The organism is Pseudoalteromonas sp. J2K-J979 (genome assembly GCF_058169715.2).
In genome coordinates this window covers 272,904-286,042 of record NZ_CM200282.1, presented here as the reverse complement: position 1 = coordinate 286,042, position 13,139 = coordinate 272,904, and the positions used below count along the sequence as shown (strand labels likewise).

Annotated in this window: 12 protein-coding genes; 5 read left to right on the top strand and 7 right to left on the bottom strand. The window is 41.1% G+C overall.

What is annotated here, in order from left to right; translation table 11 throughout:
• Positions 1-44: 44 nt before the first annotated feature.
• Both AC3KVK_RS17755 and AC3KVK_RS17750 read left to right on the top strand, forming a co-directional pair.
• On the top strand, positions 45-551 hold the full coding sequence (locus tag AC3KVK_RS17755) for a GNAT family N-acetyltransferase (protein WP_490310319.1): 507 nt from the start codon (positions 45-47) through the stop codon (positions 549-551).
• A 111-nt stretch (positions 552-662) separates the two neighbouring features.
• On the top strand, positions 663-1,769 hold the full coding sequence (locus AC3KVK_RS17750) for a DUF418 domain-containing protein (protein WP_490310320.1): 1,107 nt from the start codon (positions 663-665) through the stop codon (positions 1,767-1,769).
• A gap of 54 nt (positions 1,770-1,823) precedes the next feature.
• On the opposite strand, the gene AC3KVK_RS17745 is transcribed toward AC3KVK_RS17750, so the two are convergent.
• The 3 genes from AC3KVK_RS17745 to AC3KVK_RS17735 form a co-directional block, all read right to left on the bottom strand.
• Positions 1,824-2,318, bottom strand: a complete 495-nt coding sequence (locus AC3KVK_RS17745) for a peptidylprolyl isomerase (RefSeq protein WP_490310321.1) — start codon at positions 2,316-2,318, stop codon at positions 1,824-1,826.
• A 66-nt stretch (positions 2,319-2,384) separates the two neighbouring features.
• A complete protein-coding gene (locus AC3KVK_RS17740; RefSeq protein WP_490310322.1) occupies positions 2,385-2,930 on the bottom strand; it encodes a methylated-DNA--[protein]-cysteine S-methyltransferase in 546 nt (181 codons plus the stop codon).
• A complete protein-coding gene (locus AC3KVK_RS17735) occupies positions 2,927-4,297 on the bottom strand; it encodes a DNA-3-methyladenine glycosylase 2 family protein (RefSeq protein ID WP_490310323.1) in 1,371 nt (456 codons plus the stop codon). The genes AC3KVK_RS17740 and AC3KVK_RS17735 overlap by 4 nt, the downstream gene beginning before the upstream one ends.
• A 436-nt stretch (positions 4,298-4,733) precedes the next feature.
• On the opposite strand from AC3KVK_RS17735, the gene AC3KVK_RS17730 reads away from it, so the two are divergent.
• Both AC3KVK_RS17730 and AC3KVK_RS17725 read left to right on the top strand, forming a co-directional pair.
• Entirely contained in the window at positions 4,734-6,149 is a 1,416-nt protein-coding gene (locus AC3KVK_RS17730) for an MATE family efflux transporter (RefSeq protein ID WP_490310324.1), read from the top strand.
• A gap of 170 nt (positions 6,150-6,319) precedes the next feature.
• A complete protein-coding gene (locus AC3KVK_RS17725) occupies positions 6,320-7,525 on the top strand; it encodes an aromatic amino acid transport family protein (RefSeq protein WP_490310325.1) in 1,206 nt (401 codons plus the stop codon).
• A gap of 38 nt (positions 7,526-7,563) precedes the next feature.
• Here AC3KVK_RS17725 and AC3KVK_RS17720 read toward each other — a convergent pair whose 3' ends face one another.
• The 4 genes from AC3KVK_RS17720 to AC3KVK_RS17705 all read right to left on the bottom strand — a co-directional run bounded on the left by AC3KVK_RS17720 (position 7,564) and on the right by AC3KVK_RS17705 (position 11,652).
• Complete coding sequence (locus tag AC3KVK_RS17720) at positions 7,564-8,196, bottom strand: PqiC family protein (protein ID WP_490310326.1); 633 nt, start codon at positions 8,194-8,196, stop codon at positions 7,564-7,566.
• Entirely contained in the window at positions 8,193-9,851 is a 1,659-nt protein-coding gene (gene pqiB, locus AC3KVK_RS17715) for an intermembrane transport protein PqiB (RefSeq protein ID WP_490310327.1), read from the bottom strand. Before pqiB ends, AC3KVK_RS17720 begins: the two co-directional genes overlap by 4 nt.
• On the bottom strand, positions 9,835-11,067 hold the full coding sequence (locus tag AC3KVK_RS17710; protein ID WP_490310328.1) for a PqiA/YebS family transporter subunit: 1,233 nt from the start codon (positions 11,065-11,067) through the stop codon (positions 9,835-9,837). Before AC3KVK_RS17710 ends, pqiB begins: the two co-directional genes overlap by 17 nt.
• A 105-nt stretch (positions 11,068-11,172) precedes the next feature.
• Positions 11,173-11,652 carry a hypothetical protein gene (locus AC3KVK_RS17705; RefSeq protein ID WP_490310329.1) on the bottom strand — a complete coding sequence of 160 codons (480 nt, stop codon included), beginning with the start codon at positions 11,650-11,652 and terminating at the stop codon, positions 11,173-11,175.
• Between the two features lie 268 nt (positions 11,653-11,920).
• On the opposite strand from AC3KVK_RS17705, the gene AC3KVK_RS17700 reads away from it, so the two are divergent.
• Complete coding sequence (locus tag AC3KVK_RS17700) at positions 11,921-13,138, top strand: iron-containing alcohol dehydrogenase (protein ID WP_490310330.1); 1,218 nt, start codon at positions 11,921-11,923, stop codon at positions 13,136-13,138.
• Position 13,139 lies beyond the last annotated feature (1 nt).

Genomic DNA, 13,139 nt, shown 5'->3' with positions numbered 1-13,139 from the left:
CTAAGCTCATAGGTCGAAATGAGCGAGCAAGTTGAAGGGTGGATATGGATAAGTATTTTTTGCTAACGGAACGACTTAAACTGAGATTTGTGTCACTAGATGATGCGCCATTTATTTTGAAACTGGTGAATCAATCCTCCTTTAAAACCCATATAGGCGATAAAGGGGTGACGGATTTATTTTCGGCGCAAGAACATATTCACACAAGTTTTTTGAGCCAGTATGAAAAACTCGGGTTTGGTTTGTATCTTGTTGTCTTAAAAGAGACAGGGCAATCAATAGGGGTGTGTGGCTTGGTCAAACGCGATAGTTTTGATTTTCCTGATATTGGTTATGCGTTGTTAGATAGTGCAGCAGGACAAGGTTATGCGACAGAGGCCGCTCAGTCAGTGCTTGAGTATGCTAAGCGTCAGCTAGGGATAAATAAAGTCGTTGCGATTACCTCTGCGGATAATGTTTTCTCGCAGCGGGTATTAACTAAGCTTGGGCTGACATTTAAGAAACAATTGTATGTCCCTGGCTATCTGGGCGCTAGCAGTTATTATGAATAATAATTGTTAGGTGTGCCGCTTAAACAAATAATCGACCATTTATCATCTTTATTTTCACTCAAAGATCTTCAATATTAGACTAAGCAAACATTATCATTAATTTATTATCTTATGAGAATTCAATCAGTTGATGTACTTAAAGGCGTCGCAATTTTAGGCATTTTATTTTTAAATATTTACTCTCATGCTTTGATGGAGATAGGGTATAGCCCTTTTTCTGAGCCGCCACTTTCTGATCAGGTGATTAATTATTTCTCTATTTATTTTTTAGAGGGACGGTTTGTTGGCCTATTTAGCCTATTATTTGGCGTCGGTTTATTGATCCAGTACCAGTCACTTTGTACTCAAAAGCTTGATGCTCATGCTGTGATCAAGTCTCGTTTAACATGGTTATTTTGGCTGGGTGTTGTGCATGGCTGTTTTATTTTTTTCGGAGATATTCTATTAACTTATGCTGTGTGTGCGCTGTTTATTAAGCATCATCTCGATGATTCAGCTAATGAGCTGTTTAAACGCAGTGCTCGATATTTAGCGATAGGCTTTATTATTTCACTGGTGTTTTCTTTTTTGCCAGATGACACACCAGAGCGTTATAGCGAAGAGTTTATTGCATATTATACGACGATGCACAGTAGCTATATCGAACAATTGCTGACTCAAACACTTTACACCGCAATTTCATTATTGACGATCCCGATCAGTGCATTGTGGTGTATTGCGGGGGTGATGTTACTGGGCATGGCTTTGTATAAAAGTCAGTTTTTTCAGCAAGGTTTGCCCACTCACTTTTTATTATTGTGTGTGATAGTCATGGTGTTGCTTTCTAGTCTTGACGGCTACCTGAGATCTTTGGGTATGTCAGGTCGAAATTTGTCGATTTTTAGCGGATTAGCTGGCGCGTTAATTTATGCACATTGCGTCATTTTGCTGTGCAATCGTCGTGAGAACCTTTTAAGTTGGCTGATCCCAGTGGGCAAGCTTTCACTGAGCTTGTATCTATTCCAATCTATTGTATTTGCTTTTATATTTAGAGTGTGGGAACAAACATGGGCGTTGGACTTCACCCGGTTAGATTATCTGTATTGGGTGATGGGTTTTACTGTATTACAAGTTGGTTTGGCGCATGGCCATCGCTACTTTTTTGTGCAAGGTCCCGCTGAGTGGTTGTGGCGAAAACTATATATGAACGCCCCCAATAAAACCGAAAAAGCGGGATAGATCTGCATGAAGTTCACGGTATAACAACCTAGGAACTTCATTTTATCACTTCTTTTACTCTAAGATTGTGACTTTTTCGATGACTATCGGCTCAAATGGTACATCTTCATGTCCGGCAACCATAGTAGTTTTTACTTTTTCTATCTGGGTGATCACATCCATTCCAGCGATCACTTTACCAAATACACAATATCCCCAACCATCATTAGTCGTCGCAATATGATCGAGAAAATCATTATTTTCGACATTAATAAAAAATTGAGCTGTCGCTGAATGAGGTGCATCGGTGCGGGCCATGGCGATGGTGCCAAGAGTATTACTGAGGCCTTTATTCGCTTCGTTTACAATCGGATCACGGGTTGGTTTTTCTTTCATTTTGGCAGTCAAACCGCCACCTTGGATCATAAAGCCTTTAATAACACGATGGAAAATGGTGCCCTGATAAAAGCCATCTTGGCAATACTTTAAAAAATTTTTTGCGGTTACTGGGGTGGTGTTCATATCGAGTTCGATAGTGATATCACCAAAATTAGTACTAAAGGTTATCATCTGTTTCTTCGTTCATATCAAAATTGCCGCTAGTATAACGTGTAGGGCAGGCAATGGTCGCTTAAATTAGTTTAAAAATTGTGTTTTGGCTTGGCGGGTTTGAATAACAGCCTCGAGTTCATCTTTGTCGAGCAAACTATCTGTTGCCATGCCCTCATGTTGGAGGAGCCAGAGTTTTCGTTCAACTCCGCCTGCGTAACCTGTTAGTTTACCATTTGCGCCAATCACACGGTGACACGGCACAATAATTGTTAGCGGGTTGCGACCATTAGCTCCACCGACTGCGCGCACGGCTTTCGGGTTATCGAGTTGTGCGGCGAGCTGACCATAACTGCGGCTTTGTCCAAAAGGAATGGCTGATAAGAGCTGCCAGACTTGTTGTTGAAACGCTGTGCCAATCGGTGCGAGTGCTAAGTCAAAATCGCGACGTAAGCCTGTAAAATATTCAGTAAGCTGTTGAGCTGCTTGCAGTGTATGTGTGTTGGTAAAGGCTGCTTGCTGGGGTTGTTGACCACAAAATATAACATGTGTAAGCCCTTGCTCACTTGCTGCAATTTCGAGTGTGCCAAGGGGGGTTTTTAGGTATTGAACATAACGAAGTGCATGACTCATAATTGGTTCCATAATTGAAAAGTTAAGTAGCTTTGCCATGGTGAGGCTTGGAGTGCTTGAAAGGTCGGCTCTGATTTTTGTAAGGCTTTTTTTACCCCTAAGTCCCCTCCGAGAAAGATATCAGGATCACTTAAACCGCGCATTTTTGCATAATCTGTAGTCCAAGGTCCTATGCCTTTGAGTGAGAGCCAATGGTTACCCTCGTCTGGGCTTGGATGTACTAAGTAATGCTGGGCTAGATTGATGAGGGTTTGTTTGCGCGTTCTTGGGATTTTTAAAAATGCCAGATCACTGCTGGCGATCGCAGCTGGAGTTGGAAATAAATAGCGTTCGTCGATTTTTTCTCCTAACGAGCTCACCAATTGTTGAACTAAGTTTTTGGCCGCATTGACGGATATTTGTTGCCCTAATACTGCACGGATCCCAGCTTCAAACATTGACCAAATGCCGGGTAATCTGATCCCAGAGACAAGCGTGAATTGACTATCGACTGCTTGAGCTAAGTCGGTTTCAATCGCAACTAAATCGGCATCTAAATCAAACAGTCGGCGAATGTTGTCAACTACGGCACTTAAATATGCCAGATCATCAATTTCGATACTCAAGGCAAATTGGTGACTGTTGGGTAAATGAGTTAAGGTAAAGTGACCTTTGGCCTTTTGCCATTCAAAGGTACGGCCGTAACTATGCTCATCGGCCCACTCAAGACCTACAATCAATCGAGCCCGATAAAAGTTAAGCATTTTTTCGACATTAAATGGGGGGCGATAGGCTAAAAGAAGCTGTAAAGCAGCGGTATCAACTGTTTTTTTCATTCTAGTTTGGCTCGGAGTTAACTTTAGCTCATGAATAAAGCAATCATTAAATCTACGGATACTTTTAAAGCCACTGGCTAAGGCAATATCTGTGATCGACAGTTGTGTTTGATGTAATAATTGCTTAGCAAATAAACATTGTTGATATAAAGCATACTTTTTAGGCGATAGGCCAAAATGTTGTTCGAACAATAATCGTAAATAGCGATCGCTGATCCCTAAACGCTCAGCTAAATCAGGGATTGTTCCTTGCTGTAGCGCACCTTGATTAATGAGTTTGATTGCCCGATCTAATGTGGTGTTCACGCCTCGCCAAGCACTTGAGCCTGGTGCACTATCTGGACGACAGCGTAAGCACGGGCGAAAGCCTGCCTCGGCGGCTTGTACGGCTGTTTGATAGTATCGGACATTTTCTTCTTTCGGAGGGGCGACAGGGCAGATTGGTCGGCAGTAAATTTTAGTACTGGTAACGGCAATAAAAAACTGCCCATCAAAACGGGGATCGCGTGCATAACGCGCTTTTTGACAAATTTGAGTATCAAGTTGTTTCAATGAGTGGATTCACATTATGGTATACAGTCTCATCACACTATAACTGAGTCATTTTGAAACACTAGCCATAATCGGCAGTGAAGCTTGATGTGCAAATAAAATAAGCGAGAGATATCTTTTGAGCCTGATTGTGATCGTTGCTGTAAAAAGAGCGAAGGATAAACACTTTTTTTATAGCAACTTAAGTTGATCAAAAAGCGTTTGCAGACTTTTTGAAAATACAGAGCAACGTTTAAAAGATACAAAGTTTGAAGAAATTGCGAGCTGCTAATTAATGGTATAAAAAGTCGGTGAGTGAGCCTCACCGACTTTGATTACATCAACAAATGTATAAGGGAAAGTATTTATCCAAAAGGATAACTGAATTATAACTTATTGAAACTGAATCAAACCTTAATGTAATTTGAGCGATATCGTTCGTTATTGGCGAGGTTATATGTTACGGTTATCGGCTGATCAATTTATTCGTAACTACATCATGAATGACTTAACCCAAGGCTCAATTCCGAAACATTTAATCACCATGGCTGTGCCGATGATGGTTGGGATGCTGATCCAAACACTCTATTTTTTAGTTGATTTATATTTTGTTGGTCAGCTTGGGGGATCTGCGCTGGCGGGACTGAGTGTAGCGGGCAATGCGATGTTTTTGATCTTTGCATTCACTCAAGTTCTGAATGTGGGCACTATGGCGTTGATTTCTCATGCCGTTGGTCGAAAAGATCACGTTGATGCCAATGCCATATTCAATCAGAGCATGATGCTAGCAAGCCTGTTGGCCGTAGTTGTTATGATTATTGGTTACCTCGGAGCGCAGCGGTATTTAATCGCTTTTACATCAGATCCAGATACATTAGTTGCAGGCTTGCAATATTTATATTGGTTTTTACCTGGTATGGCGTTGCAGTTTCCACTGGTCGCGGTCAGTGCGGCGCTTCGAGGCACTGGGATCGTTAAGCCGACTATGTTAGTACAGACGTTGTCAATTATCATCAATATCATTTTGTCACCGATATTGATTGCAGGCTGGGGGGCGGGTGTTGCGATGGGCGTGGCCGGTGCTGGGCTAGCAAGCTCTATATCTGTGGTCACGGCTGTCATTATGTTGTGCATATATTTTGTTAAAACAGAAAAATTTATTTCACTCGCATGGCCTTTGTGGGGCTTAAATGGCCCAATTGTAAAACGATTGTTGGGAATAGGCTTACCCGCAGGGGGAGAGTTTTTCTTGATGTTTGCGTATATGGCGTTAATTTATTGGTTGATTCAAGGTTTTGGGGCAGATGCCCAAGCTGGATTAGGGTTAGGATCACGCATTATGCAGTCGCTCTTTTTACCGGCTATGGCAATCGCATTTTCAGCACCCGCAGTGGCAGGTCAAAACTTTGGGGCGCAGCAATTTGATCGGGTTCGAGATACGTTTTTTTGGTCGGCTATATTGACGTGCAGTATGATGGCTGTGTTGACCTTAGTGTGCATTAATATCCCCCAACAGTTGGTCGGTGGATTCTCTGATGATCCGCAAGTGATTTTAGTCGCCGCTGGTTTTTTGAGTATTATTTGTTTGAATTTTATTCCAACCGGCATTGTATTTACTTGCTCCGGCTTGTTTCAGGCACTGGGTAATACATTACCTGGTTTGTACAGTACAGCTGTACGTATTAGCCTGTTTGCTGTGATCGCAATTGGCTTGAGTCAACAAGGTGACTTTACACTGGAACAAGTGTGGTATGTTTCTGTGGGGACAGTGATAGTGCAGGCAATGATAAGTTTTGTATTATTAAAAAGACAGTTTAAGCTGCGTTTACCTCGAACCACACAAGCGAATCCATTGCCACTAAGCGCTCGCTAATATTTTGATTTTACATTGCTAATATTGATAAAAGCGGAGTCTTGTTATCTATTTGTAAAAGTATTATTACAATTCAAAAAGGTGATTTAACCTATTTTACTTTATTTTTGTATGCGTTACGTTTACGTTAACCGCTCTATGTAGTTGTATGTTGTAACAAGGCGTATTGAGTGAGTAAAAATAAAACAATCGGTAGTATGTTAATAATTGCGGGCACGACGATTGGCGCAGGTATGCTCGCTTTACCTATCGCATCTGCAGGGCTTGGGTTTTCGACGTCAATCGTAGTGATTTTAGCAACTTGGCTACTCATGACATATACTGCGCTCTTAATGATTGAAGTGCACCAACATGCTGATGTGGATGCAACACTCAATACCTTAGCAAAACAGCTCTTAGGCCGTCGTGGACAAGTGCTTGCAAATTTTGCGATGATTTTTTTATTCTATGCACTATGTGCGGCCTATATCACTGGTGGTGGATCGCAATTACAAGGCAATCTTAATAATTGGTTTGCTTGGCAATTACCCCCACAAATAGGGGCTGTTGGCTTCGCTCTATTATTTGGTTTTATTATTACATTAGGCACTAGCACTGTTGATAAAGTAAACCGAGTCTTGTTCAGTGTTAAAATTTTAGTGTTAATTGGCATGTTTTACATGCTGACTCCTCATGTGAAAATGCAGCATTTATTGGAGATGCCTGTGGAGCAAGGATTGATTTTATCTGCACTCCCGGTTGTATTTACTTCGTTTGGTTTTCATGGCTCCATTCCTTCAGTGGTTAAATATGTTGGCAAAGATGTCAAGATATTACGAAAAGTGATGATTACCGGTGCGGCTTTACCTTTGGTGATTTACCTTGTGTGGCAAATTGTCAGCCAAGGGATGATGAGTCAACATCAGTTATTAGGCAGTGAAGGCTTATCGGGATTTATTGGTTCTGTATCGACGTTACTGAATAATCCAGCTATTAGCCAAGCGGTAACTATTTTTGCTGATTTAGCTCTTGCCACCTCATTTTTAGGCGTGAGTTTGGGGTTGTTTGACTTTTTTAGTGATGCACTTAAAAAGTCAAACAGTAAAAAAGATCGCTTGTTAACATCAGTTGTCACTTTTTTACCGCCACTGGGCTTTGCATTATTTTACCCGCAAGGGTTTATTATGGCGTTGGGTTATGCTGCCATTGCGCTTGTCGTTTTAGCTATTTTCTTACCGGTTGCGATGGTTTGGAAGCAAAGAAAAAATCAGAGCATGCCAGATGGGTACCGAGTCGCGGGAGGTACGCCTGCTTTAGCGTTTGTCGCTTTATTGGGCGTGATAATTATTAGTGCGCAGGGATTACAGATGCTAGGCGTGATCCCCGCTGTTGGCTAAATCAAGCAATAAGTGAGGCGTTTTCTTACTTATTATGATCAGTGTTTGTTTAGCTTATGGTGCGTGAACTCAGTGGCGGCTTGGTGTACGACTTGCTGCCACGCTGACTCAAGAGCTTGTACTAAGCCTCGGTAGCCATCTTGTTCTAAATCTATCGATACATTGAAGTATTGATTTAAAAGTACGACATCAGCTAAGCCATTTTTGAATTTTATAATTCGCCACAGGCCTGAAATTTCGGCATTGTGTGTAATACCACCATTAAATTCTGTTAATTCCCACTGTAATTCATAATGCTGCGAGTGGCTTGTAAAAGGTAACGCTGCACGTTTCTTACTAATAAATACGTCAGGTAAAACTGTAGCTAACTGCTGTTCTGCACTGTTTAGTAACATCCCATCGAGTGGTTGATCCCATAAATGATAATGGGCATTACGCATTTGATGCTCTGAATGTTTCATGGCAATGCCTCGATTGCTGATAGCACCAAAGAGAACCGGATCGGCCAATACTAAGGTGGCGGATGTACGATTCACTTCAGGTTGATTGATCGTTGCTGTATGGGAAAATTGGTAATATTCGATTGCTGGGTTTGATCCGCTGCACCCCGAGAGTAACAAAAAGCTGCATGTTGCTAACAATAAACGCAAGTTCAGAGGATTGTTGATCATTTCTTACTCCTTGGCTGTAAGTCATTAGGTGCATTTTTATCAAAAATAAGCATATTAGGTTGCTCGTTTAATGACTGGGTGAGTGGTTGCAACTGCTCAGTTAATTTTTTTAATTCCTCGACTGTGCTATTGAGATCGTGATACATCGGCGATCCCTGTTGATAATCTGCCATCGTTTTTGCAAATTGCTTCATGGTAAGATCAAATTGAGTCATGGACGTTGATACTTTATCGAGGCTGGTGGCAAATTGCGCAGGAATGCGTTGGGTTTTTTGTGCGTTGATAAAAGCACGCATGTCGGTTGCGAGTTGTTGATATTCATTCATGGCACTGTTGAGCTGACTCAGTGATTGCTCGACATTGAGTTTATTAATTTTGGCTAAAGTTTCTGATACTTGATTGGTTAATACTGATAAGCCACTCGAAACACTTGGAAAAACTTGGTATTGCCCTAGGTTTCTTGCCAAATAAGGTTCAGGATCGGAGTAAAAATCTAAATCAACATACACAGCCCCAGTCAAGAGGTTACCCGGTTTTAATGATGCTCTGAGTCCTCGTTCTATCCATTGGTTTGCATTATTTTGCCAAAAATCTTTGGCAACTTTTGCTTGATGATAAATACGTCGATACTCAATTTTTATCATTACTGGCACGGCGGTATTATCGGACATAAAATGAGCCGGTGTGCCATCAACGACTAAAATCGCAGGTGTTTCTACGACACTGCCGACTCGGGTTCCTCGATATTCGACCGGCGCACCGACCTTGAGCCCTCGAATGGATTGTTCGAATTCAATGATGTAATAATCGTGTTCGAAGTAACGTTGTTCTAATGCGGTTTTATAATCATGGCTGAGCGAATAAATATGACCATCTTTGACGATTTCTCCTGGGTTTTCTCGCTCGGGCACGGCAAACGAAATTCCGCCATTCAGTAGTTTACTTAATGAGCCTGTTTTGATGCTGATCCCATCGGCATTTAAGTCGACTTCGATGCCCGAATTTATCCAAAAAACACTATTGAGTGTGGCTAAGTTTTGATAGGGCGCTTTTAAAAACAGACCATATCGCATGGTTTGCTCTTGCCAATCAAAGGTGGCCGTTTCAACTTGGCCTACTTTATAGCCCTTGTAAAAAACACTGGTACCGACATCAATGACTTCAGCATCTCGGCTGAGTAATTTTATCCGACCTCCTTCGATATCGTTAGAAATTAAGGGGGGATCTTCGAGAAGCTTGAATTGGTGAGAAGTAAACTCACTTTTACCGGGCAAAAATTCAATAAAGACTCCAGATAAGAGTGTTGTCATGCCAGTTATGCCTGTTTCATCAATGCGGGGCTTTACCAACCATAGTTTGGCATCTTCATTGAGTAAATGGGCGTAATGCTTGTCTATTTCAGCTCGAGCGATGACACTTTTTTGATCATCAGACAGTCGTGTATGGCTTATTAAACCTATTTTAACACTGCGAACTTTTATTTCTGTTTTACCATTGGTGATCCCCTCCGCTGAGGGCATATTGATGTAAATAGTCTCGCCTTGGTCAATCTGGTATTTGTATAACATCCACATACCGATAAACACAGTAACCAAAGGTAAAAGCCACACGAATGAAAAGCGTTCTGTTTGTTTAATTTCAGCTGATTGGGTCATTCCGTTCCTTTGTTTGAGTATCCCAAATTAATCGAGGATCAAATGCGTGGGCGGCCAGCATTGATGTTATCACCATAGCACAAAAGAATAATGCGCCACTGCCCGGTATGATGGACATTAAATTGCCAAGCTGGACAAGTGCAACCAGAATAATGACTACAAATACATCGAGCATTGACCATTTACCAATGAATTCTGTGATTTGATACAGTCTGGTGGCTTGCTTGAGATTATAGTGCTCTCGGTATGTAACATGAAAGCACAAGCTGGCTAACACGATCATTTTAGCTATGGGGACAACCACACTGGCAATAAAAATAATAATGGCAATTGGGTATGATTCTATTTCCCATAGAATCACAATGCCACCGAGAATAGTTGATGGTTCATCTTGTCCTAACACCACAGTGTGCATGATAGGAAAAAAATTGGCTGGTATATAGAGTAAAAAAGAAGTGAGTAAAAAAGCCATCACACGCTGGATGGATTGTGGGTTGCGAAGGTGCATTTTGGTGTGACAACGCGGGCAACGATTGAGAGTACTCAGCTGGTGGCACACATGGCAAGCTTTCAGTTGCTGTTCAATAGCCCTTGAGTTATTGATCGGGTTAACGAGGGAAAATGCATCGATTTGTTGCCACAGAGATGGGTAATTTACTCTACGCAGACACGCTAAATATAAAATAACAAAAATACAAAATGACCAAAAGCTTAAACCAAAACTGATTTGCGCCATTGCCATGATTTTAACCATACTGATGAGCACACCAATTAAAAAGATTTCAGACATGACCCAAGGCACTAAAGTCTGGGTTAACTTTAATAATTGGCGGCTATAGGCTTTTGGCAGTGCGCTGAGAAGCCCCATATGCATCAAGATATGGCTAAGCAGTACAAATATCGGTAGTAAAATAATACATAAATCAAGTAAGGCACCCAATAAAGGGGTGTGATAATTGAATAAAATTTTTGCTGCATCAAGAAGTGTAATTGTTTGAGTGAGCCCTTGATTGCTAAAAGAAATAAAGGGGTAAAACATCGAGCTTAAAAGCATAATTAAGGCACTAAACGCAAGGGCTACCACTGTGGTATTTTGATGAAAATTACCTCGGGACACTTGATAGCCGCAATGTGGACAATGGGCTCGTTGGTTGACTGCCAAGGGAGGGAGTTCAATCAATAAATCACATTGTGGACAAGCAATCTGCTGTTCCATAGCTACTTATGTTAATTGCGAAAGTCCTAATTTTGCGCGAGTTGCACCCATTTATCAAATAGTTAATGTCAATAAAGCGGTCAGCTAGGTACTTTTAAACGTGAGTTAACCCAAAAAGTGGGAAATCCGCTTAAGCAATCGCGATGAGCGCGATTGCTCTTTTTCATTAAAAACCGCACGTTGTGTTACTTGAAGTTGCGCAGTTTGGTTTTTTAACAATAAAATTTTATTATGGCGCTGCCAAAGTTGTTGGATCACATAATCACCACTTATTCCATGACCACTCATGGTAATATCGACATATTTTAGATTGATGTCTGCTAATGTTAGGCGTGCTTCACCATGAAATTGCGCTTTACGGTGTTCCAGTGCATTGGCACTGATAACAATAACGTCACCCGGCTTCGCTTCATCAGATAATAAAAAATGGAATACAAACTGATTTGAATGGTCAACCCGATAACTTTTCCGTTGATAATCTAAGGTTAACAAAAAAGGATCGTCTTTTTGGTAGTCAAATGCTTTGCCCTGACAATGCGCTACCGCAGGTAATTGTTGTTCTGAAAAACCAATATAACGAGTCACTGTTTTGCCTATGTGAGTGAGAGTGTATTTTCTATACTAATTATTGTGATTTATTCATGTTACAGCATTATGACAATCTGGTCGGTAAATTAAAAATAGACTGATTAATACACTGCGCTATTTACTTATGTTGAACTTAAGGCATATTAATGAGTGAGGTTTTGTCGCTTTTTTTGACAAAACAACTCAGTACTTCATTCTATTTCAGGTAAATGAGTAAGTGCATTGACCACTGTGCTTATAACAATCATCACTCTACAGGCATTTTATGACAGTGTTACGACATTTTTTTTACCGTTTATATCATGCTGGCCTACGATTATTTGTACGTGTTTACCCTTTTCCTCAACCTGCACTTATCCAAGGACACGGTGCGTTCGCGCAGTGGCGCGAGTACTTAATACGCCAACAATATCGACGTGTGCTAATCATTAGTGATGCAACATTGCATGAACTGGGAGTGCTCGAACCCATTCGCCTTTTATTGGATGAATTGAATATTGCCTATTCAATTTTTAGCGAGGTTGAACCTAACCCGAGTATCAACACTATTGAAATGGGGGTGAGTGCATTTAGGCAATATGAATGCGAGGCATTGATAGCGGTTGGCGGTGGCTCAGTGATTGACTGTGCTAAATTGATTGGTGCCCGAGTCGTTAAACCACAGAAGTCTTTATTGCAAATGAAGGGCTTGTTCAAAGTACTCAAATCTTTACCTCCTTTGCATGCTTTGCCAACTACAGCTGGTACTGGTTCAGAAACAACCATCGCGGCGGTATTTACTGACCCTAATACACACCAAAAATATGCTGTATCGGACTTATGTTTGATGCCAAAAGTAGCGGTATTATTGCCAGAATTAACAACTGCTTTACCAGCCTCTTTGACTGCGACCACGGCTATGGATGCTTTAACACATGCGATAGAAGCTTATATAGGGATAAATGGCTTAGTGTTTAGCGATGAACGAGCACTCGATGCATGCGAGATAATTTTTAATCATTTACCATTGTGTTTAGACAATTTGAATGAACGTTGTCACAGAGAGCAGCTATTATTGGCCTCATTTTATGCGGGAGAAGCTTTTACACGGACATCAGTGGGGTATGTCCATGCCTTTGCCCATAATTTAGGTGCCAAGTATGGGCTTGCACATGGGTATGCAAATGCGGTGATATTACCTCATATTTTGCATTGGTATGGAGAAAGCATTCACTTTAAATTATCAAATATTGCCTATAATAGTGGGCTATGTCAGCCGTCGCTATCAATTTTTGAAGCTGCTGTTTGCGTGATTGAACATATTGAGTTACTCAACCGTAAAATGGGTATTCCAGTAGGGTTCCCTCAAATAAAACAAGGGGATATTCCTTTATTAGCAAAACTAATTTTAGCGGAAGCGCACCCAGATTATCCGGTGCCTAAATTTATGGATCGTATTGAATGTGAAAAATTGCTTGTGCAGCTAATGATTCAACCGCACTGAG